This window comes from Streptomyces sp. NPDC041784 (assembly GCF_055591025.1).
The window spans coordinates 1-22,179 of the sequence record NZ_JBVJAB010000002.1 but is presented as its reverse complement, the minus strand read 5'-3'; the positions used below and the strand labels follow the sequence as shown (position 1 = coordinate 22,179).

At 71.5% G+C, this 22,179-nt stretch carries 17 protein-coding genes and 3 pseudogenes; all 20 read left to right on the top strand.

What is annotated here, in order from left to right; genetic code table 11:
- The first annotated feature begins 134 nt into the window (after window positions 1–134).
- The 20 genes and pseudogenes from ACZ6D7_RS03770 (at window position 135) to ACZ6D7_RS03675 (ending at window position 22,081) form a co-directional block, all read left to right on the top strand.
- A complete protein-coding gene (locus ACZ6D7_RS03770; protein ID WP_469483075.1) occupies window positions 135–728 on the top strand; it encodes a TIGR03086 family metal-binding protein in 594 nt (197 codons plus the stop codon).
- Between the two features lie 74 nt (window positions 729–802).
- Window positions 803–1,564: an MBL fold metallo-hydrolase gene (locus tag ACZ6D7_RS03765; protein WP_469483073.1), complete on the top strand. Its 762-nt coding sequence runs from the start codon at window positions 803–805 to the stop codon at window positions 1,562–1,564.
- A gap of 158 nt (window positions 1,565–1,722) precedes the next feature.
- Complete coding sequence (locus tag ACZ6D7_RS03760; RefSeq protein WP_469483071.1) at window positions 1,723–2,391, top strand: GntR family transcriptional regulator; 669 nt, start codon at window positions 1,723–1,725, stop codon at window positions 2,389–2,391.
- Complete coding sequence (locus tag ACZ6D7_RS03755) at window positions 2,388–3,299, top strand: dihydrodipicolinate synthase family protein (RefSeq protein WP_469483069.1); 912 nt, start codon at window positions 2,388–2,390, stop codon at window positions 3,297–3,299. Before ACZ6D7_RS03760 ends, ACZ6D7_RS03755 begins: the two co-directional genes overlap by 4 nt.
- Entirely contained in the window at window positions 3,296–5,041 is a 1,746-nt protein-coding gene (gene araD / locus ACZ6D7_RS03750; protein ID WP_469483067.1) for an L-arabinonate dehydratase, read from the top strand. Before ACZ6D7_RS03755 ends, araD begins: the two co-directional genes overlap by 4 nt.
- Window positions 5,042–5,189: 148 nt before the next feature.
- Window positions 5,190–6,125 carry a carbohydrate ABC transporter permease gene (locus ACZ6D7_RS03745; protein ID WP_469483065.1) on the top strand — a complete coding sequence of 312 codons (936 nt, stop codon included), beginning with the start codon at window positions 5,190–5,192 and terminating at the stop codon, window positions 6,123–6,125.
- Complete coding sequence (locus tag ACZ6D7_RS03740) at window positions 6,122–7,021, top strand: carbohydrate ABC transporter permease (RefSeq protein ID WP_469483063.1); 900 nt, start codon at window positions 6,122–6,124, stop codon at window positions 7,019–7,021. The genes ACZ6D7_RS03745 and ACZ6D7_RS03740 overlap by 4 nt, the downstream gene beginning before the upstream one ends.
- 284 nt (window positions 7,022–7,305) lie before the next feature.
- A pseudogene (locus tag ACZ6D7_RS03735) lies at window positions 7,306–8,298 on the top strand (pectate lyase family protein); the annotation flags it as partial.
- Window positions 8,295–9,449 (top strand): Gfo/Idh/MocA family protein, encoded by a 1,155-nt coding sequence (locus ACZ6D7_RS03730; RefSeq protein WP_469483061.1) that lies wholly within the window; start codon window positions 8,295–8,297, stop codon window positions 9,447–9,449. The pseudogene ACZ6D7_RS03735 and the gene ACZ6D7_RS03730, both read left to right, overlap by 4 nt.
- Complete coding sequence (locus ACZ6D7_RS03725) at window positions 9,449–10,303, top strand: DUF6807 domain-containing protein (protein ID WP_469483059.1); 855 nt, start codon at window positions 9,449–9,451, stop codon at window positions 10,301–10,303. Before ACZ6D7_RS03730 ends, ACZ6D7_RS03725 begins: the two co-directional genes overlap by 1 nt.
- Window positions 10,300–11,799, top strand: coding sequence for a glycoside hydrolase family 43 protein (locus ACZ6D7_RS03720; protein ID WP_469483057.1), 1,500 nt, complete (start codon window positions 10,300–10,302; stop codon window positions 11,797–11,799). Before ACZ6D7_RS03725 ends, ACZ6D7_RS03720 begins: the two co-directional genes overlap by 4 nt.
- A 409-nt stretch (window positions 11,800–12,208) precedes the next feature.
- Window positions 12,209–12,643, top strand: a pseudogene (locus ACZ6D7_RS03715) (pectinesterase); the annotation flags it as partial.
- Window positions 12,644–12,694: 51 nt separating this feature from the next.
- On the top strand, window positions 12,695–14,035 hold the full coding sequence (locus ACZ6D7_RS03710) for an ABC transporter substrate-binding protein (protein WP_469483055.1): 1,341 nt from the start codon (window positions 12,695–12,697) through the stop codon (window positions 14,033–14,035).
- Window positions 14,036–14,161: 126 nt separating this feature from the next.
- Window positions 14,162–14,959, top strand: a complete 798-nt coding sequence (locus tag ACZ6D7_RS03705) for a rhamnogalacturonan acetylesterase (RefSeq protein WP_469483053.1) — start codon at window positions 14,162–14,164, stop codon at window positions 14,957–14,959.
- A 22-nt stretch (window positions 14,960–14,981) separates the two neighbouring features.
- Window positions 14,982–16,295: a pectate lyase family protein gene (locus tag ACZ6D7_RS03700; protein ID WP_469483051.1), complete on the top strand. Its 1,314-nt coding sequence runs from the start codon at window positions 14,982–14,984 to the stop codon at window positions 16,293–16,295.
- A gap of 76 nt (window positions 16,296–16,371) precedes the next feature.
- Window positions 16,372–17,496 (top strand): pectinesterase family protein, encoded by a 1,125-nt coding sequence (locus ACZ6D7_RS03695; protein ID WP_469483049.1) that lies wholly within the window; start codon window positions 16,372–16,374, stop codon window positions 17,494–17,496.
- A gap of 4 nt (window positions 17,497–17,500) precedes the next feature.
- Window positions 17,501–18,529, top strand: a complete 1,029-nt coding sequence (locus ACZ6D7_RS03690; protein ID WP_469484506.1) for a pectinesterase family protein — start codon at window positions 17,501–17,503, stop codon at window positions 18,527–18,529.
- Window positions 18,516–19,565: a dienelactone hydrolase family protein gene (locus ACZ6D7_RS03685; protein ID WP_469483047.1), complete on the top strand. Its 1,050-nt coding sequence runs from the start codon at window positions 18,516–18,518 to the stop codon at window positions 19,563–19,565. The genes ACZ6D7_RS03690 and ACZ6D7_RS03685 overlap by 14 nt, the downstream gene beginning before the upstream one ends.
- Before the next feature lie 35 nt (window positions 19,566–19,600).
- Window positions 19,601–20,713, top strand: coding sequence for a right-handed parallel beta-helix repeat-containing protein (locus ACZ6D7_RS03680; RefSeq protein WP_469483045.1), 1,113 nt, complete (start codon window positions 19,601–19,603; stop codon window positions 20,711–20,713).
- A gap of 214 nt (window positions 20,714–20,927) precedes the next feature.
- Window positions 20,928–22,081: pseudogene (locus ACZ6D7_RS03675) on the top strand (right-handed parallel beta-helix repeat-containing protein).
- Window positions 22,082–22,179: the final 98 nt, after the last annotated feature.

Sequence of the window (22,179 nt, the reverse complement as noted above, 5' to 3'; positions counted from 1 at the left end):
CCGGGGCAGGCGCGAGGGGTGCGCGGTGAGTGTCCGCATCGGGCAGGTGCCCTGTCCGGGGCGGGCGCGAGGGGTGCGCGGTGAGTGTCGCGATGAGTTTCCGGGCCGCGACCGGTCCACCCTGTATGACCGACATGACCGACGCCACGACCACTCTCGACCTCGGACCCCAGACCCTGATCCTGGCCCGCCTCGCGGCGGGCGTGCGGGACGACCAGCTCGCCGGCGGCACGCCCTGCCCGGGATACCCCGTGCACAACCTGCTCGGCCACCTGACCGGCCTCGCCGTCGCCTTCCGGGACGCCGGACGCAAGGACCTGGGCGTCACCACCGACACCAGTCCGGAGGTGACCGTGCCCGACATCGGACCCGGCTGGCGCGAGGAACTGCCCCTGGTCCTCGGCGAACTCGCCGCCGCCTGGCAGGACCCGGCCGCCTGGACGGGCATGACCCGGGCCGGCGGCATCGACCTGCCCGGCGCGGTCGCCGGCGCCGTCGCCGCCGACGAACTGGTCATCCACGGCTGGGACCTGGCCCGGGCCACCGGCCAGGCGTACACACCCGACCCGGCCGCGCTGCGCGCCTCGCACACGTTCCTGCGCGCGGCCGCCGACGACGCCGACCGCGGCGGCGGCATCTTCGGCCCCGTCGTGCCCGTGCCGGAGGACGCCCCGCTGCTCGACCGGACGGTGGGGCTGAGCGGGCGTGATCCGGGCTGGACGCCGTAGACGACCCGGGCGCGGCGGCGTAGACGGACGTAATCAGGGCACGTCCGGCGAGGGCTGAACGTACGCTCCCCACCATGCCCCTCAGCCTCACCGTCCTCGGTACCGCCTCCCCGCACCCCGGGCCCGGCCGCCCCTGCTCCGGCTACATGCTGCGCGGGGCGGGTGCCGAGGTGTGGGTGGACGCGGGGCCGGGGACGTTCGCCGAGTTGCAGCGGCACACGGATCCCGAGCGGCTCACGGCGATCTGGATCTCCCACCTCCACGCCGACCACAGCGCCGATCTCCTCGCCGCCGCCTACGCGTTCGCCTACGGCGGGCTGATCCCGCCGGTCCCGGTCCCGGTGTACGCGCCGGTGGACTGCGCCCGGCGCCTCGCGGGCTTCTTCGGACAGCCCGACGTACGGTTCCTCAGTGGTGTGTTCGACTTCCGTGCCCTGTACGACGGCCATACCGTCCGGCACTGGAACCTGCGGCTCACCTCCCGCGCGGTGGTCCACGACACCGAGGCGTACGGGCTGCGCGCCGAGTGCCAGGGGAGCGTCCTCGCGTACTCCGGGGACAGCGGGCCGTGCGACGCGCTCACCGAACTCGCCTCCGGGGCCGATCTGTTCCTGTGCGAGGCCGACATCGACCGGCATCGCGAGAGCGAAGGGTCGCACCAGGTGCATCTGACCCCGGAGGACGCCGGCGACGCGGCCCGCAAGGCGGGCGTGCGCGAGCTGTACATCACCCATGTCGGACCCACCCTCACCCGGGAGGCGGCGACCGCCCGCGCCGCCGCGGCCTTCGGCGGCCCGACCCGCACGGCCCGCGAGGGCGAGACCATCCCCTTCTGACCGCGCCCCCGGCGACCCCCGGGCGCCGCATCCCGGCTTCCTTTGTCAGAAGCATTGACGAAACACAGGGGCCCTCCTACCTTCAACGCGTCGTACTTCGTACGTCATATATGAGACGCGATACGTGAGATCCGATACGTGAGATCCGAGAGGCGCGCATGACCTCTGTGCCCACGCCGATCCCCTCTCGCACGCAGTACGTGCTGGAGGAGATCAAACGCCGCATCCTCACCGGGCGGTTGACGCCGGGTCAGGCCCTGGTCGAGACCGAGCTGGCCGCGCAGTTCGGGGTGTCCAAGACCCCGGTGCGCGAGGCGCTCAAGACCCTGGCCGGCACCGGACTGGTCGTCATGAGCCAGTACAAGGGCGTCACGGTGCGCATGGTGGACGCGGACATGGCGCGCGAGGTCTACGACGTGCGGCTGCTCCTCGAACCCGAGGCGCTCAAGCGGGCCGTGCGCCGCGGTGCCTCCCTCGACGCGGCCCGGGACGCCCTGACCCGCGCCGACGAGGCGACCGACACCGCCGAACGGTCCCTGGCCAACCGGGAGTTCCACCGCGCCCTGTATCTGCCGTGCGGCAACCCGCTGCTCGGCCGGATGCTCGACGAGGTCCGCGACCAGGCCGCCCTGGTCTCCGCCGTCGCCTGGGCCGCTTCGCCCTCCTGGGAGCGGGAGGCCGGCGAGCACCGCGAGATCCTGCGGCTCGCCCTGGCCGGCGACGCGGACGGCGCGGCCCGCGCGCTCCACGCCCACATCGCGTCCTTCGTGCACCGGGCGTTCCCCGAGACCGCCGCGGACAACCGGACATTGGAAGGTCAGGAATGAGCAGCGTGGCGTTCGAGACCCAGCGTGCGGCGCTGGCCGACGTGGTGGCCATCCCGGTGACCCCGTTCGCCGAGGACGGCAGCGTCGACCGGGCCGCCCACCGGGCCCTGCTGCGCCGTCTGCTCGACGGCCGGATCACCACCCTCACCCCGAACGGCAACACCGGTGAGTTCTACGCCCTCACCCCCGAGGAGCGTCGGCTGGTCACCGAGCTGACCGTCGACGAGGCCGGCGGCCGGGCCGTCATCCTGGTCGGCGTCGGGCACGACGTGCCCACGGCCGTCGCCTCCGCCCGGCACGCACGGGAGCTGGGCGCCCAGATGGTGATGGTCCACCAGCCCGTCCACCCCTACGTCTCGCAGCGCGGCTGGGTCGACTACCACCGGGCCATCGCCGAGTCCGTGCCCGAGCTGGGCGTCGTCCCGTACATCCGCAACGCCCAGCTGCACGGCGAGCGGCTCGCCGAACTCGCCGACGCCTGCCCCAATGTCATCGGCGTGAAGTACGCCGTCCCGGACGCGGCCCGCTTCGCCGGCTTCGCGCGCGACGCCGGGCTGGAGCGCTTCGTCTGGGTCGCCGGCCTCGCCGAGCCCTACGCCCCCTCCTACTTCTCGGCGGGCGCCACCGGCTTCACCTCGGGGCTGGTGAACGTCGCCCCCGCCGTTTCGCTGAACATGATCGAAGCGCTTCGATCAGGGGACTACCCAGGGGCGATGAAGGTCTGGGAACAGATCCGCCGCTTCGAGGAGCTGCGCGCCGCGAACGGCTCCGCGAACAATGTCACCGTCGTCAAGGAAGCCCTTTCCTCCCTCGGCCTGTGCCGCCGGGACGTGCGTCCGCCGAGCCGCCGGCTGCCCGAGGACGAGCGCGCCGAGGTCGCCGCCATCGCCGCCGGGTGGTCCATATGAAGCGCTTCGACGATCGTCTCCGCAAGCGCCCCGAGGACCTCAGAAGCCACCAGTGGTACGGCACCGACGGCCTGCGCTCCTTCAGCCACCGCGCCCGCACCCGCCAGCTCGGCTACCTCCCCGAGGAGCACCTCGGCAAGCCGGTCGTCGCGATCCTCAACACCTGGTCGGACATCAACCCCTGTCATGTGCACCTCCGTGATCGGGCCCAGGCGGTCAAACGGGGTGTGTGGCAGGCGGGCGGCTTCCCGCTGGAGTTCCCGGTCTCCACGCTCAGCGAGACCTTCCAGAAGCCCACCCCGATGCTCTACCGCAACCTGCTCGCGATGGAGACCGAGGAGCTGCTGCGCTCCTACCCGGTCGACGGCGCCGTCCTGATGGGCGGCTGCGACAAGACCACCCCCGCGCTGCTCATGGGCGCGGCCAGCGTCGACCTGCCCACGGTGTTCGTGCCGGCCGGCCCCATGCTGCCGGGCCACTGGCGCAACGAGGTGCTGGGCTCCGGCACCGACATGTGGAAGTACTGGGACGACAAGCGGGCCGGTCTGATCGGCGACTGCGAGATGGCCGAGCTGGAGAACGGCCTCGCCCGCTCGCCGGGCCACTGCATGACGATGGGGACGGCCTCCACGCTGACCGCCGCCGCCGAGGCGCTCGGCGTCACGGTCCCGGGCGCCTCCAGCATCCCGGCCGTGGACTCCGGGCACGACCGGATGGCGGCCGCCGCGGGCCTGCGGATCGTCGAACTGGTCCACCGGGACCGCAAGCTGAGCGACCTCCTCACCCGGGACGCCTTCGAGGACGCGGTCACCACCGTCCTCGGCCTCGGCGGCTCGACCAACGCCGTGATCCATCTGATCGCGATGGCCGGCCGCGCGGGCGTCACGCTCACCCTCGACGACTTCGACCGCGTCGCCCGTACGGTCCCCGTCCTCGCCAACGTCCGCCCCGGCGGCCGGACGTACCTCATGGAGGACTTCCATTTCGCGGGCGGCCTGCCCGGTTTCCTCTCCCGGATCCCGGACCTGCTCCACCTGGACCGGCCGACCGTCTCGTACGACACCATGCGCGAGCAGCTCGCCGGGGCCCAGGTGCACCACGACGACGTCATCCGGCCCCGGGACAACCCGGTCGCGAGCGAGGGCGGGGTCGCCGTGCTGCGCGGCAACCTCTGCCCGGACGGCGCGGTCATCAAACACATCGCCGCCGAGCCGCACCTGCTCAAGCACACCGGTCCGGCGGTCGTCTTCGACGACTACCGGACCATGCAGCGGACGATCAACGACCCGGAGCTGGGCATCACCGCCGACAGCGTGCTGGTGCTGCGGGGATCCGGCCCCAAGGGCGGTCCGGGCATGCCCGAGTACGGCATGCTCCCCATCCCCGACCACCTGCTCCGGCAGGGCGTGCGGGACATGGTCCGGATCTCCGACGCCCGGATGAGCGGGACGAGCTACGGCGCGTGCGTGCTGCACGTGGCGCCGGAGTCGTACGTCGGCGGACCGCTCGCCCTGGTCCGCACCGGCGACCCGATCACCCTCGACGTCGAGGCCCGCAGCCTCCATCTCCACGTGGACGACGAGGAGCTGGAGCGCCGCAGGGCGGCCTGGACCCCGCCGCCCACCCGGTACGAGCGCGGCTACGGCGCGCTCTACAACGAGCAGATCACCCAGGCCGACACCGGTTGCGACTTCGAGTTCCTGGCCCGCCCGGGCAAGGTCGCGGACCCTTACGCGGGCTGAACCAGCGCACCACCCCAGGCACGGCCAAGAGTGCACCGCGCACACGAGGAAAGCGCTTCCTGCACCGGAGAACAAGGCACGAGAACAAGGCACGAGCACAAGCACGAGCACCACCCACGCACGACGCACCCGAGAACGGAGAACAGTCATGGCACAAGCCGCAGCCGTGGCGAAACCGCCCGCGCCACCCCGGCGGCGCCGTGCCTCCGCCACGCCGCGCAGGCTGCCGTACCTGCTGATCGCGCCGGCGGCCCTGCTGATGCTGGGCTTCATCGCCTACCCGGTGATCAGCGTCTTCTACTACAGCCTCCAGAACTACAACCCCACCAAACCGTGGCGGAACGGGTTCGCGGGTTTCGACAACTTCGTCCACGCCTTCACCGACGACCCGCAGTTCTGGGGCACCCTGACCTTCAGCGCCCAATGGGTCTTCGTCGAGGTCGGGCTGCAACTGCTGTTCGGTCTGGCGCTGGCGCTGATCGTCAACCAGACCTTCGTCGGCAGGGCGTTGGGCCGCGCCCTCGTCTTCTCCCCGTGGGCCGTCTCCGGCGTGCTGACCTCGGTGATCTGGGTGCTGCTCTACAACTCCCAGACCGGTATCACCCGTTATCTCGCGGACGTGGGCATCGGTTCCTACGGAACCAGCTGGCTGTCGGACACCTCCACCGTCTTCCCGGCGGCGATCGTCGCCGACCTGTGGCGCGGGGTCCCCTTCTTCGCGATCCTCATCCTCGCCGACCTCCAGTCCGTCTCGAAGGACCTGTACGAGGCCGCCGAGGTCGACGGGGCGAGTCGGCTGAAGCAGTTCTGGCACATCACCCTGCCCCATCTGAAGGACGCCATCGTCCTGTCCACGCTGCTGCGCGCGGTGTGGGAGTTCAACAACGTCGACCTGCTCTACACGCTGACCAACGGCGGCCCGGCGGGAGAGACCACCACCCTGCCGCTCTACATCGCCAACACATCCGTCGACGCCCACAACTTCGGCTACGCGTCCGCCCTCACCACGGTCGCGTTCGTGATCCTGCTCGTCTGCTCGATGGTCTATCTGCGGCTCAGCAAGTTCGGAGGTGAAGGCAAGTGATCACCAAGGAGGCCACCGAGGTCGCGCCCGCACCCGCGCCCGCGCCCCCCGCCGCCGATCAGCGGCCGCGCAGGAAACACCGCGCCTGGGACGAGGCACCCCGCTGGCAGATCTACGTCCCGCTCTCGATCTATCTGCTCTTCACCCTGATCCCGTTCTACTGGATCCTGCTCTTCGCGCTCCGCCCGCCGGGCTCGACCTCGCTCGTGCCCTGGCCGATGACCTTCGAGCACTTCGAGAAGGTCTGGAACGAACGCGAGTTCGGCGTCTACTTCCAGAACAGCGTGCTCACCGGCGTCGCCACCCTGCTGCTCACCACCCTCGTCGCGCTGTCCGGCGGCTACGCCCTCGCCCGCTTCGAGTTCAGGATCAAGCGCGGCTTCATGATCGCCCTGCTGTGCACCCAGTTCGTGCCGGGCGCGCTGCTCCTGGTCCCGCTCTTCCAGATCTTCGCCGAGCTGAAGATGATCAACTCGCTGGCGAGCGTGATCATCGCCGAGACGGTCTTCCAGCTGCCCCTGTCGATGATCCTGATCAGCGGCTTCATCCGGAACGTGCCGTACTCCCTGGAGGAGGCCGCCTGGGTCGACGGCTGTAACCGTTTCACGGGTTTCCGGATCGTGGTCCTGCCGCTGCTGCGGCCCGGACTGATCGCGGTCGGCTCCTTCGCGTTCGTGCACGCCTGGAACCACTTCCTGTTCGCCCTGATGTTCCTGTCCGACCAGAGCAAGCAGACCATCCCGGTCGGCCTCAACACCCTGATGAGCTCGGACAGCGTCGACCTCGGCGCCCTGGCCGCGGGCGGCATCATCGCCGCCGTCCCCGTGGTGATCGTGTTCGCCTTCATCCAGAAGTGGCTGATCACCGGGTTCAGCGCAGGGGCGGTGAAGGGTTGATGAAGCGAACTACTGTTCGGCCTGTCGTGCCTGGGTGTGATGGTGGTGGGTCTTCCGCCTGGAATCCTGTGAGCGGGCATCGCGGACCCGTCATGGTCGCCTTGCCCGACAAGAGAGTTGGCGGACCTACCGCCGGACGGGCGGAAAGTGACGCCTGTGGAGGCCGACGTAAGACCGCACTCTTCGGGGAACGGCGGCGGCCTGCGAAGCAGGAACCCATGGTGGTGTCGCGCGGCGGCACGGACCAAAATCTCCGGCCTGCGGGCTGGGGAGGACGTCAAGGCCTGAAGAAGTACCCGGCCGCCGCACATGGTCCACGTACTCGGGGCTCGGCTGAGCTCTGTGGCGAACCGGAGGAGGCCTCGCAGGTCTCCTCCGGCAGGCAGGCCGAGCGGGTCGTCCTGACCGTGGGCTCCAAGACCACCGGCGTCGGCCTCGGCAAGGGCGCCGTCCTGAAAGGCGCGAGCCTCCAGGTCAGGAACGCGGAGAACGTCATCCTGCGCAACCTCGACCTGCGCGACGCCTACGACTGCTTCCCCGTCCGGCAGCCCACCACCGGCGGCCTCGGCGACTGGAAGACGGCGTACGACACCCTCTGGCCGACCGGCGCCACCCACGTCTGGGTCGACCACGTCACCGCGAGCGACCAGGGCCACCCCGACTCCGCCGAGCCCACCTGCTTCGCCCGCAACCACCTCCGCCACGACGGCCTGCTGGACATCACGAACGGCTCCGACCTGGTCACCGTCTCCTGGAGCCGGTTCGCCGACCACGACAAGGCGATCCTCATCGGCAGCGGCGACACGGCCACGGGCGACCGCGGCAGGCTCCGGGTCACCCTCCACCACAAGCAGTTCGAGTCCGTCGTCCAGCGCGCCCCGCGCGTCCGCTTCGGACAGGTGCACCTCTACAACAACCGGTACGTGGTGACCGGCGACGACTACCGCTACTCGCCGGGCGTCTCCACCGAGTCCGCGATCCACGCCCAGAACAACGCCTTCCACGCCCCCGGGCACATCGAGGTCGCCGACCTGGTCAAGAGCTGGAACGGCACCGCCCTGCACCAGACCGGCACCCTCTGGGGGTCCCCCCGGACGAAGTCCGGGGGAGGCCGGCCCGTCGACCTCCTCGCCATCCACAACGCCTACAGCAGCGGCAGCGAGCGGGATCTCACGGCGGACGTCGGCTGGACGCCTACCCTGCACGGAAAGATCGACAGCGCCGAGGTGGCCGACCGAGAGGTGGCACGCGGCGCGGGCGCAGGGAGAATCCCATGAACATCCCGATCGTTCTCGCGGGCGCGCGCGGCCACGGCCGCTGGCACCTGGACAACATCCGCCGGCTCCAGGACAAGGGGATCGTGCGGCTGGCGGGCATCTGCGAACTGACCCCGCTGACCCCCGACGAGATCCCCGAGGGCCTGGGCACGCCCGAGCAGTCCGCCGACTTCGGCGCGCTCCTCGACACCACCGGCGCCCGGATCGCGGTGGTCTGCACCCCGATCCCCACCCACACCGACCTGGCCCTGACGGCGGCCGCGCGCGGCGTGCACCTCCTCCTGGAGAAGCCGCCCGCCCCCTCCTACGCCGAGTTCCGCCGGATGGCCGACGGGGTCGTGAAGGCGGGCGTGGTCTGCCAGATCGGCTTCCAGTCGCTGGGCTCGCACGCCGTCCCCGCGATCCGCGAGCTGATCGCCGACGGGGTGATCGGCGAGGTCGTCGGGGTCGGCGGCGCCGGGGCCTGGGCGCGCCCGGAGTCCTACTACCGGCGGGCGCCCTGGGCGGGCAAGCGGCGGCTGAACGGCGTCGACGTGATCGACGGCGCCCTCACCAACCCGCTCGCCCACGCCGTCGCCACCGCGCTGGCGCTGGCCGGGGCCACCCGCGCCGAGGACGTCACCGGCATCGAGACCGAGCTGGCGCACGCCAACGCCATCGAGTCCGACGACACCTCCTGCGTCCGGATCACCACCGCCGACGGCCGCCCCGTCGTCGTCGCCGCGACCCTGTGCGCGGCGGACCCCGACGACCCGTACGTCGTCGTGCACGGCAGCCGGGGCCGGATCACCCACTGGTACAAGCAGGACCGCGTCCTGCTCCAGCGCGCCGGCCACGGCCCCGAGGAGCTGGAGTACGGCCGCACCGACCTGCTGGAGAACCTGGTCGACCACCTCACCGACGGCGCCCGCCTGCTGGTCCCGCCCGCCGCGACCGAGGCGTTCATGCGGGTCGTCGAGGCGATCCGGACCGCCCCCGACCCGGTGGCCCTGCCCGACGACGCCTGGCACCCGCTGCCCGGCGAGGAGCGCAGGGTCGTCCCCGGCATCGACGGGCTGGTCGCGGCCGCCGCCGACACCCTCGCCCTCTACTCCGAACTGGGCGCCCCCTGGGCGCTCACGACCGCGCATCCGAAAGAGGTGAGCACCTGATGACGGTACCGGCATCCGACTCCCCGGTCGTCCTGCGCGTCGCGGGCCGCCCGGTCGGCCGCTACGTCACCCGGCCCGAGCTGCCCCCGAGGCTCTCCCCACGCCCTTATCTGCACCCCGTCACCACCCTGGCCGGCACGGCGGTCACCGAGCTGACCCCGGCCGACCACACCCACCACCTCGGCGTCGGTGTCGCCGTTCCCGACGTCGAGGGGCACAACTTCTGGGGCGGGCGCACCTACGTCCGCGACCAGGGTCCGACCGAGCTGGACAACCACGGCGCCCAGCGCCACGGCTCCTTCCAGCTCCGCGACCCGGACGGGTTCGTGGAGGAGCTGCGCTGGGTCGCCGCCGGGGCCGAGCTGCTGCGCGAGCGCCGTACGGTCGCGGCGACCGCGCTCACCGACAGCGCCTGGGCGCTGGACTTCACCTTCTCCCTCACCAACGTCACCCCGGACCCGCTCTCCCTCGGCAGCCCGGCGACGAACGGACGTCCCGGCGCGGCCTACGGCGGCTTCTTCTGGCGGGCGAGGAAGGAGAGCGCGGCCCCCGACGTGTTCACCGCCGACGCCGAGGGCGAGTCCGAGGTCCACGGCCGCCCCGCCGACTGGCTGGCCCTGGCCGGCGCCGGCTGGACGCTCGTCTTCGCGGGCGCCACCGACACCACCCGCCGCGACCCCTGGTTCGTGCGCACCGCCGAGTACCCCGGCGTCGGCTCCTCGCTGGCCTCGGCGAGGCGGCTGCCGATCCCGCCCGGCGAGACCGCCGTACGCCGCGTCGTCACCGTCGTCGCCGACGGCCGGCCGGACCGCGACGAGGCGGCGGCCCTGGTCCGGAAGGCGGTCAGCCAGTGACGTACCGCAACCCGGTGCTCGACGCCGACTGGTCCGACCCGGACGTCGTCCGCGTCGGCGACGACTTCTACCTCACTGCCTCCAGCTTCTCCCGCGCCCCCGGCCTGCCGCTGCTGCACTCCCGGGACCTGGTCAACTGGGCCCTGGTCGGTCACGCCCTCGAACGCCTGGAACCGGCGGCCGAGTTTTGCACCCCGCGGCACGACTGCGGCGTCTGGGCACCCTCGCTGCGCCACCACGACGACCGTTTCTGGATCTTCTGGGGCGACCCCGACCAGGGCATCTTCCAGGTCAACGCCCCCGAGATCAGAGGCCCTTGGACCCGTCCGCACCTGGTGAAGGAGGGCCGGGGGCTCATCGACCCGTGCCCCCTGTGGGACGACGAGACCGGCGAGGCGTATCTCGTCCACGCCTGGGCGAAGTCCCGCGCGGGCGTCAAGAACCGGCTCACCGGCCACCGGATGCACCCCGACGGGACGTCACTTCTGGACGAGGGCAAGGTGATCGTCGACGGGGACCGCATCCCCGGCTGGTTCACCCTCGAAGGCCCCAAGCTCTACCGGCACGACGGCTGGTTCTGGATCCTCGCCCCGGCCGGGGGAGTGGAGACCGGCTGGCAGGGCGCCTTCCGCGCCCGGGACTTCTTCGGCCCGTACGAGGAGCGGATCGTCCTGGAGCAGAAGGACACCGACGTCAACGGCCCCCACCAGGGCGGCTGGGTGCGCACCGGGTCCGGCGAGTACTGGTTCCTGCACTTCCAGCAGCGCGGCGCGTACGGCCGGGTCGTCCACCTCCAGCCCATGCGCTGGGGAGCGGAGGGCTGGCCGGTCATCGGCGACGAGGGCGCACCCGTCCTCGAACACCGGCTCCCCGACCTGCCCGTGCAGCCGCCCGCCGCGCCCGCCACCGACGACGACTTCCCCGGCGGCCGCTTCGGCCGCCAGTGGCAGTGGACCGCCAACCCCCAGGACGGCTGGGCCACCCACCACTCCGGCGACGGTCTGCGCCTGGCCTGTGTCCGGACGGCGGACGCGCACGACCTGCGCCGGCTGCCGAACGTCCTCACCCAGCGGCTCCCGGGCGTCCCGTCCGCCGTGGAGGTGGAGCTGACCCTGCACGGCGAGGAGCCGGGTGCCCGCGCCGGACTCGCGGTCCTCGGGGACGCGTTCTCCTGGATCGGGCTGCACCGCGCGAGCGACGGCAGCGTCCAGCTCGTGCACCGGTTCGCCGAGGCGGTCGCCGAGCACGAACGCGACGCCGACCACCCCCGGCTCGCCCCCGAAGGACGGGTGCGCCTGCGGATCGAGATCGGCGCGGGCGCCCGCTGCCGTTTCGCGTACGACATCGGCGAGGGCCCGCGCTTCTCCGGCCCCGTCTTCGCCGCCACCCCCTGGCGCTGGGTCGGCGCCCTGATCGGCCTCTTCGCGCTCGCCCCCGCCGGGGCGGGGCACGCCGGGGCGGCCTCGTTCGACGCGTTCCGCATCAGATCCCTCTGACTCACTTTTCCCCGTACGCCTGTTGGGAGCCGCAGTGACGCACTTCCGTAGCAAGCGCTTGCCGAGAGCCGGTGCGGTGCCGGCCTCGGTCGTGGGCCTGATCGCCGGGCTGGGCCTCGGCCCGGTCGGCGAGGCGCAGGCCGCCGTCGGGTCGAAGGCCGTCGCGTCGGTATCCACCGCTTCGGCGTCCGCAGCCGACCGCTGGAGCGACCGCGCCCACGGTTTCGCCTCCCTGGCCGGCGGCACCACGGGCGGGGCCGGCGGCGAGGTCGTCACCGTCACCGACCAGGCGGCGCTGGCGAGGTACGCGGCCGCCGAGGAGCCGTACGTCATCAGGGCCAGGGGCTCGGTCGCCGTCGAGCCCTTCGGCTCCGACATCGTCGTGACCTCGAACAAGACGATCATCGGCGTGATCGAGCGGTCCGTGATCCGGCTGCTGAGCAGGGGCTCCACCACCAACAACGGCTATCTGACGGCCGCTTCGACCTGGACGGGCAACCCGTACGGGTTCCTGATCACCCGCTCGAAGGTCGTCAGCGACGCGCCCGACCAGACCTTCCACCTGGGCCGGCCCTGGCACCCCGGCGGCGAGCCGGAGGCGGTCGCCCAGGTGCTGATCCGGGACACCGAACTGCCGGCGGCCGTCAAGTCCTCGCCGTGGACCGACATGAGCGGGTTCTCGTGGCGGGACGCGCGGTTCGCGGAGTACCGCAACACCGGGCCCGGTGCGGCCGTGACCGCCGACCGGCCGCAGCTGAGCGACGCCGAGGCGAGGACCCGCACGGTCGCCGCCTACCTCCGGGGCGCGGACGGCTGGGCGCCGTACGCGCGCGCCACCCACTGACCCCCCACACCTTCATATCTCCGTTGGATCCAGAAGAAGAGAGCCGACCACATGAAGAGCAGCATCCGCAGAAGCAGGCGCGCCTCCCTGGCCGTCGCCCTGGGCTCCGTGCTCGCGCTGACCGCCACCGCCTGCGGCGACGACGGCAGCGGCAGCGCGGGGGACAAGGGAGGCGAGGGCTCGGGCAAGGGCGAGATCACCTTCTGGGACAACAACGGAGGTGTCCGCACCGACATCTGGAAGGAGATCATCGCCGACTTCGAGAAGGCGAACCCGGACATCAAGGTCAAGTACGTCGGGATCCCCGCCGCGAGTGCCCAGTCCAAGTACGACACCGCCATCCAGGGCGGCGGCCTGCCCGACGTGGGCGGCGTGGGCACCGCGATGCTCGCCGAGGTCGCGGTCCAGGGCGCCCTCGAGCCGCTGGACAGCCGGCTGGAGAAGAGCGAGCTGAAGGGCGAGCTGAGCGAGAACCTGGTGGCGAGCAGCCGGGCGGCGGGCGGCGGCGAGGAGCTGTACCAGATCCCGACCTCGTCCAACAACGGCACCCTGTGGTACCGCACCGACCTGTTCGAGAAGGCCGGTCTGGAGGCCCCGACCACCTGGACGAAGTTCTACGAGGCCGCCGACAAGCTCACGGACAAGAGCAAGAACGAGTTCGGCTTCACCATCCGCGGCGGCGAGGGCTCCATCGCGCCGGCCCTGGACGCGGCGTACAGCCAGACCGGTGTCGACACCTTCTGGAACGGCGACAAGACCACCGTCAACGACCCGAAGATCGTCGCGGCGCTGGAGAAGTACGTCGGCCTGTACAAGAAGGACACCCCGTCCGCCGACGTCAACAACGACTTCACCAAGATGGTCGCCCAGTGGGACAGCGGCACGATCGGCATGCTGAGCCACAACCTCGGTTCCTACCAGGACCACTTGAAGGCGCTGGGCGCGGACAAGTTCCGGGGCATCCCCAGCCCGACGCAGGACGACGGCAGCCGGGTGCAGATCTCCAACCCGGTCGACGGGCTGAGCGTCTTCAAGTCCAGCAAGAACAAGACGGCCGCCTGGAAGTTCGTGGAGTTCGCCGTCTCGCACGAGGAGAACTCCAAGTACAACGAGTCCGCGGGGCAGATCCCGGCGAACACCGAGGCCGCGAAGGACGCGTGGATCCAGAAGGCGGAGCCGACGAAGCTGGCGGCCGAGGCGCTGAACGGGGCCGGCACCAAGATCGTGCAGCTGCCGTACTACCTGCCGGACTGGAACACGATCTCCAAGGCCGACAACGAGCCGAACTTCCAGAAGGTGCTGCTCGGGAAGATGAGCGCGAAGGACTTCCTGGACACGCTGGCCGAGCAGCTGAACGCCGCGCAGGCCGACTGGAAGAAGAACCACGGATAGCTCGGGTGGTCGCGCTCGTGGGGGACTGCGGGTCCGTCGTGGCCGGTCGCGCAGTTCCCCGCCCCTAGGACCTGTCCGGCCGATCATGCCGCAGACCCCTGAACCCCTGTTGAGAGGTGCACCTCCGTGTCGCTTACCCGTAGACAGGTCACTTCCGCGGCTCTCGCCGCCGTCCCGCTGGGTGCGGTCGCCGCCGGTCCGGCCCGCGCCGGCGGCCGCCGCCCCCGAACCCTCTACATCGCCGGTGACTCCACCGCCGCCCAGAAGTACTCCGACGCCGCGCCCGAGACCGGGTGGGGCATGGCGCTCCCCTTCTTCCTGCACGCCGATCGGCCGGTCGCCAACCACGCGGTGAACGGGCGCAGTTCGAAGAGCTTCGTCGACGAGGGCCGGCTCGACGCGATCCTCGCCGCCATCCGGCCGGGCGACTTCCTGCTCGTCCAGTTCGCTCACAACGACGAGAAGAGCACCGACCCCACCCGCTACACCGAGCCCTGGACGACGTACCAGGACCATCTGCGGCTGTACATCGCAGGCGCCCGCGCCAAGGGCGCGCGGCCGGTGCTGGCCACGGCCGTGGAGCGGCGGCGGTTCGACGCCGAGGGGAACGCCGTGCCGACGCACGGCGAGTACCCCGCCGCGATGCGGGCGCTGGCCGCGCGGGAGCGGGTGGCGCTGCTCGACGTCCAGGCGCTGTCGCTCGCGCTGTGGCAGGAGCTGGGCGTCGAGGAGACGAAGACCTACTTCAACTGGACCGCGACCGAGCAGGACAACACGCACTTCAACCCGCCGGGCGCGATCGCCGTGGCGCGGCTCGTCGCCCGGGAGCTGCTGCGCGCGCGAGTGCTCGGACCGCGTGACGTGGTCCGGCTGCGCGACGAGATCCCCCCGTCCTGGATCACCTGGCCCGACCCTCTCTCATAGTCACCCAGAGGAGACCCGCACAGTGCGTACACAGATATGTCATGCACGCGTCATCGGTGCACTGGTGGGGTGCACCGCCCTGGTGCTCACCGTCACCGGACCCGCCTCCGCCCACGGCGCGTCCCGCGACCTCGGCCGCCAGGTCCTGCCCGCCGGCGACGGCTGGGCCTCGTACGGGACCGGGACCACCGGCGGCTCGGCGGCGGACGCCGAACACGTGTACACCGTCACCACCTGGGCCGAGTTCAAGGCCGCCCTCGCCGCCGGGGGCTCCGCCCCGAAGATCATCAAGGTGAAGGGCGTGATCGACGCCGTCGCCGAGGGCTGCGACTCCTTCGCCGCGCCCGGCTACGACTTCGACGCCTACCTCGCGGCGTACGCGCCCGAGACCTGGGGCCTGGACACCGACCTCGCCGCCGAGCCCGACGACAGCCCCGAGGGGCTGCGGCGCGCCTCCGCCGCCGCGCAGGACAAGGCCATCAAGGCGAACATCCCCGCCAACACCACCATCGTCGGCGTGGGCCGAGGCGCCGGCTTCAAGGGCGTCAGCCTCCAGATCAAGGCCGTCGACAACGTCATCATCCGCAATCTGACCTTCGAGTCGCCCATCGACTGCTTCCCGCAGTGGGACCCGACCGACGGCGCCAGGGGCAACTGGAACTCCGAGTACGACACCGCCGTCGTCTACGGCTCGACGCACGTCTGGCTGGACCACAACACCTTCACCGACGGCAGCCACCCCGACAGCGCGGCGCCGACCCACTTCGGGATGCTCTACCAGCAGCACGACGGCGAACTGGACATCGTCCGCGGCGCCGACCACGTCACCGCCTCCTGGAACGTCTTCACCGAGCACGACAAGACGATCCTGATCGGCAACAGCGACAGCGAGTCGACCGCCGTCGGCGACCGCGGGCACCTGAAGGTGACCTTCCATCACAACCTGTTCTCCAACCTGGTCGAGCGCGCGCCCCGGGTCCGCTTCGGACAGGTCGACTCCTACAACAACCACTTCGTCGCGAACGGCGACTACGCCTACAGCTTCGGCATCGGCAAGGAGTCCCAGCTCATCGCCGAGCACAACGCGTTCACGCTGCCCGAGGGGGGTAGCGCGGCCAAGGTGCTCAAGCGGTGGAACGTCGCGCCGGTCACCGCCCGGAACAACCACGTCAACGGCACGTCCACCGACCTGATCGCCGTACACAACGCGGAGATCCCCGCCGAGACCCTGGAGTCCGGCGCCGGCTGGACCCCCACCCTGCGCACCAAGGTCGACCCCGCCGCGTCGGTCCTCCGGATCGTCGACTGCGGCGCGGGCGCGGGCCGCCTGGGCTGACCGCCCCCCTACGACGGCCGGGGCGGCGCCCCGCTCCGCCCCGGCCACCCCCTCAGCCTCGCCAAGGAGCACCCGCATGCCGTCGCCCCACCCTCTGTCCAGAAGACGGTTCCTCGCCACGACCGCGGGGACGGCCGCCGCCCTCGCCCTCACCGCCGCACCCGCGCACGCGGGCACCGGAGGACGCCGCCCGTTCGGCCGCTTCGGCTCCCCGGCCGCCCGCCGCACCCCGCGGACCCTCTACGTCGACCCGCTCGGCCGGGGCGACTTCACCACCGTCCGCGACGCCGTCGCCGCCGCCACCGGAAGCGGCTGGACCCTCGTCCTGGCCCCCGGCACCTACCGGGAGACCGTCGTCCTGGACGCCACCCGCACCGAAACCACCTGGATCGGCGCCGCCGAGGACCCGGGGGCCGTCGTCATCGTCTTCGACAACGCGGCCGGCACCCCCAAGCCCGGCGGCGGCACCTACGGCACCACCGGCTCGGCCACCACCACCGTGCAGGCCGCCGGCTTCACCGCCCGCTGGATCACCTTCGCCAACGACTGGCTGCGCGCCGACCACCCCGGCATCACCGGCACCCAGGCCGTCGCCATCAAGGTCCAGGGCGACCGCTCCGCCTTCCACCACTGCCGCTTCCTCGGCCACCAGGACACCCTGTACGCCGACTCGATCGCCCTCGCCGCCTTCGCCCGGCAGTACTACGCCCACTGCTACGCCGAGGGAGACGTCGACTTCGTCTTCGGCCGGGCCACCGCCGTCTACGAGCACTGCCACTTCCGCACCCTGAACCGCACCGACCTGGCCGGCGCGCCCTACGGCTTCGTCTTCGCGCCCTCCACCGCCGGCGCCAACCCGCGCGGCTACCTCGTCACCCGGAGCCGGATCAGCGGCGAGGCCCCCGACGCCTTCTACAAGCTGGCCCGCCCCTGGGTCCCCAGCTCCGACCCGACCGCCCGCCCGACCCTCACCGTCCGCGACACCCACCTCGGACCCGGCATCGACGCTGTCGCCCCCTACACCGACATGTCGGCCTCCTTCCCCTGGCAGGACCAGCGGTTCGCCGAGTACCGCAACACCGGGCCGGGCGCCGAGATCACCGTCCCCGACAACCGCCCCCAGCTCACCGCCGACCAGGCCGAGTCGGCGACCCGCGCCGCCCACCTGGGCGACTGGGAGCCGTGGAAGAAGGAGTGCTGAGATGCTGCGCAGACGCACCCTCCTCGCGGGCCTCACCGGCGCCGCCCTGACCGGCGCGGCCCCGGCCCACGCGTACTCCCGCCGTGTGCTGCACGTCCGCCCCGGCGACTCGGTCCAGGCGGCGGTGGACGCGGTCGACGGGCCGGGGCGGGCGATCGTCGTGCACCCGGGCACCTACCGGGAAGTCGTCAACGTCCCTTCGGACAAGGGCGAGTTGACGATCCGGGGCGCGAGCCGCGACCCCCGCGCCACCGTCGTCGTCTTCGACAACGCCAACGGCACGCCCAGGCCGGACGGTTCGGGCACCTACGGCACGGCCGGCTCCGCCACCTTCACCAGCGCCGCCCCCGGCCTCACCGTCCGCGACCTCACCCTGGCCAACGACTGGCTGCGCGCCGACCACCCCGACATCACCGGCACCCAGGCCGTCGCCGCCTGCCTCACCGGTGACCGCTCGCACGTGGAGAACGTGCGCCTCCTCGCCCACCAGGACACCCTCTTCGCGGACACCACCGCGCTCGACGCCTTCGACCGGCAGTACTACCGTCACTGCTACATCGAGGGAGACGTCGACTTCGTCTTCGGGCGGGCCCGGGCCGTCTTCGACGCCTGCCATTTCCACACCCTCCAGCGGGACGTGACCTTCACCCCCAAGGGCATGGTCTTCGCGCCCTCCACCGCCCGCGCCAACCCCTACGGCTTCCTCGCCCTGCGCTCCCGGATCACCTCCGGCGCCGAGGACGCGGCGTACAAGATCGCCCGGCCCTGGGTGCCGTCGTACGAGACGACCGCCCGGCCCTCGCTGGTCGTGCGGGACACCTGGATCGGCCCCGGGATCGACGCCGTGACCCCCTACACCAACATGCGGGACGCCTATCCCTGGCAGACCATGCGCTTTCGCGAGTACGCCAACTCGGGTCCGGGCGCCCTGATCTCCGTACCGGAGAACCGCCCGCAGCTGACGGCCGAGGAGGCGGCCACGCACACCCGGCGGACCTATCTGGGGGACTGGAGGCCCCATGGGCGTCCCTGACGTCCTCGCGCTGAGGTCGCGCCTCACCTTCCCCCTCGGCTGGGGGAACTCCCCGATCCGCGACATCGACGACTGGCGCCGGGCCGCCCGCGCCCAGGTCGAGGAACTGCTGATCGCCGAGCGGGAGGACGCCACCCCGTACGCCCCCGCGTTCGGCGCGCGCCATCGGCGCGACGGTTACACGGCCGAGCTGGTGACGCTGTCCCTCACCCGTCACGAACGGGTCCGGGCCGCCCTCCTCACCCCGGACGGGCCCGGCCCCTTCCCGGCGGTCCTCCTCCTGCACGACCACGGCGGGCGGTTCGACATCGGCAAGGAGAAACTGGTCCGGCCCTGGTACGACGACGACCGGCTCGCCGCCGCGCGGACCTGGGCGCAGGGCCACTTCAGCGGGCGGTTCGTCGGCGACGAACTGGCCCGGCGCGGGTACGTGGTGCTGTGCGTGGACGCGCTCGGCTGGGGCGACCGCGGCCCGCTGGCCCACGACGACCAGCAGGCCCTCGCCTCCACCCTCTACCACCTCGGCTCCTCGCTCGCCGGACGCATGGCCCGCGAGGACGTCCGGGCCGCCGCCTTCCTGGCCGGCCTCGACCGTGTGGACCCACGCCGGGTCGCGGCCCTCGGCTTCTCCATGGGCGCCTTCCGGGCCTGGCAGACCGCCGCGCTCAGCGACGACCTCGCCGCCGCGGCCGCCGTCTGCTGGATGACCGGCCTGAGAGAAGTGCTCGTCCCCGGCAACACCATCCTGCGCGGCCAGTCCGCGTTCCACATGCTCCACCCGGGGCTCTCCCGGTACCTCGACTTCCCCGACGTGGCGGGCATCGCCGCACCCAGGCCGATGCTGTTCCTCGCCGGCGGGCTCGACCCGCTCTTCCCCGCCGACGGTGTCCGCACCGCCCACGAGAAGCTGCGGGCCGTCTGGCGGGCGTGTCACGCCGAGGAGCGGTTGTACCTCACGACCTGGCCCGACCTCGGCCATGTCTTCGTCGACCGCATGCAGGACGAGGTCTTCACCTGGCTCGACTCCGTCCTGTGAACCCTCCCCATCCGTACGAGAAAGGACCGCACTCCATGTCTCGTCGCACCGCTCTCACCGCCCTCGCCGCCCTGTCCCTGGGCGCCGGACTCGCCGTCCTGCCCACCCAGGCGCAGGCCGCGACCGTGGTCGTCAGCACCTCGACCGACCTCTCGAACGCGATCAAGAACGCCACCGCCGGTACGGTCATCCAGGTCCGCGGCGGCACCTACTACCCGACGGCCACCCTCCAGTCCACGGCCAACGGCACCTCGTCCGCGCCGGTCACGCTCACGGCGTACGGCTCGGAAACGGTGAAGATCGACGGCTCGTCGCTGCCGGACGGCGACTGGATCTTCAAGCTCACCGCCGACTACTGGAACGTCTCCCAGATCACCTTCCAGAACTCCCCGGACAGCGCGGTCGTCTGCCAGTCCTGCACCGGAACGGTCTGGAACAACATCAAGACCATCAACGGCGGCGACTCCGGCTTCACCCTCGCCGGGGACGGGACCGTGAACAACACGGTGAGGAACATCGACTCCTACGGGCACTACGACGCCGCGGGCCACGGCGAGAACGCCGACGGCATCGCCGTGAAGTACGGCTCCGGCACCGGCAACCTCATCACCGGCGCCCGCCTCTACAACAACTCCGACGACGGACTGGACTTCTGGTCCTTCTCCTCCCCGGTCACCGTCGAGCACACCTGGGCCTTCGGCAACGGCGTCAACCGCTGGTCCGACTCCGCGTTCGCGGGCGACGGCAACGGCTACAAGCTGGGCGGCGACGGCGAGGTCGTCGCCCACGTCGTCAACAACTCGGCCGCCTGGGGCAACGCCGGAAACGGCTTCACCGAGAACTCCAACACCGGTGCGATCGTCATCAACCGCACCACCGCCTACGCCAACAGCAAGTGGGGCTACTACTTCGCCACCGGCGCCGCCCGCCTCGGCAAGAACCTGGCCGTGAGCAACGGCGGCGGCCTGGTCAGCAAGGGCTCGTCGGTCGTCTCCGCCGGCAACAACTGGGACTCCGGCATCTCCACCCCGGCCTTCAGGTCGACGGACGCCTCGACGACGTACAACGCCCGCAGCTCCAGCGGCACCCTGCCCGCGACCACGTTCCTGACGACCGGGTCGACCACGATCGGGGCGACGATGAACTAGGAGCGGCATCCCTCGGTGGGGGTGCGGGGTGCGGGGTGCGGGGTGCGGAGGTGAGGGGGCGCGGGGGCGCGGTGCGACGGGACCGAAATTCTCGATCTCTTCCGCGCCGGCGGCAACCTGATCCGGCCACGGCGGCGACTGGATCTCGGAAACGGGCCGGGGCGGCCCCTCCGGCCCGTTTCGTCCCTCGCACCCTCACCGAAAGGAACGCCCCGTGCGTTTGAGCACCGGACGTCACCGCAGAACGCGCACCCTCTCGATCGCCGCCGCGGTCGCGGTCGCCGCCGGCGCGGGCGGTGTCTTCCTCGGCCTGTCGGACGACGGCGCCCAGGCCGCCTCCTCGACGGTCACCGTCTCCACCACCGCCCAGCTGGAGTCGGCCGTGAGGAACGCGGTCGCCGGCACGGTCATCCAGGTCCGCGGCGGCACGTACCAGCCGACGGCCACGCTGAAGTCGACCGCGAGCGGCACCTCGACCAGCCGGATCACCCTCCAGGCCTACGGCGGCGAGAAGGTGAGGATCGACGGCTCGAAGCTGGCCGCCGGCTCCTGGCTCGCCGGGATCTACGGCAGCTACTGGACCGTGCAGAACCTGACCTTCCAGAACTCCCCGGCCCAGGGCTTCGTCGTCACCTCGTCGACCGGCGGGATCTTCAAGAACCTGGTCATCGCGAACAACGGCGACTCCGGGTTCACCCTGCGCGGGGACAACACGGTCGGCAACCTCGTGCAGAACCTGGACAGTTACGGCAACTACGACCCCGCGGGGCACGGCCAGAACGCGGACGGCATCGCCGTCAAGTTCGGCTCCGGCGCGGGCAACCGGATCACCGGCGCCCGTCTGTACAACAATTCGGACGACGGCCTCGACCTGTGGCAGTTCTCCACCCCGATCACCATCGAGCACACCTGGGCCTTCGGCAACGGCAAGAACCGCTGGAGCGACTCCGCCTTCGAGGGCAACGGCAACGGCTTCAAGCTGGGCGGCGGAGGCGTCGCGGTCGCGCACGCCGTCAACAACAACGCCGCCTGGGACAACACGCTGAACGGGTTCACCGAGAACTCCAACACCGGCGCGATCGCCCTGAACCGCAACACGGCGTACGCGAACGCGCAGGCGGGCTTCTACTTCGTGACCGGCAAGGCGCGGCTGGCCCGCAACCTCGCGGTGGGCAACAAGGGCGGGCTGTCCAAGCTCGGTTCGTCGACGGTGTCCGCGGCGAACAACTGGGACAGCGGCGTGGCGACCCCCTCGCTGCGTTCGACGGACGCGACGGCGTCGTACGGCGCCCGCGCGGCGGACGGCTCCCTGCCCGCGTCGACCTTCCTGACCACGGCCTCGACCACCTCGGCTCGACGATGAACTAGGACCAATGCTGGTGACTTAAGTTCTGTCTTGTCGAGTGATACTGACGGTGTCCGGTGCGGGTGGTGTCCGGCTGCGATGCTCGGCCCGTTTGAGCGGC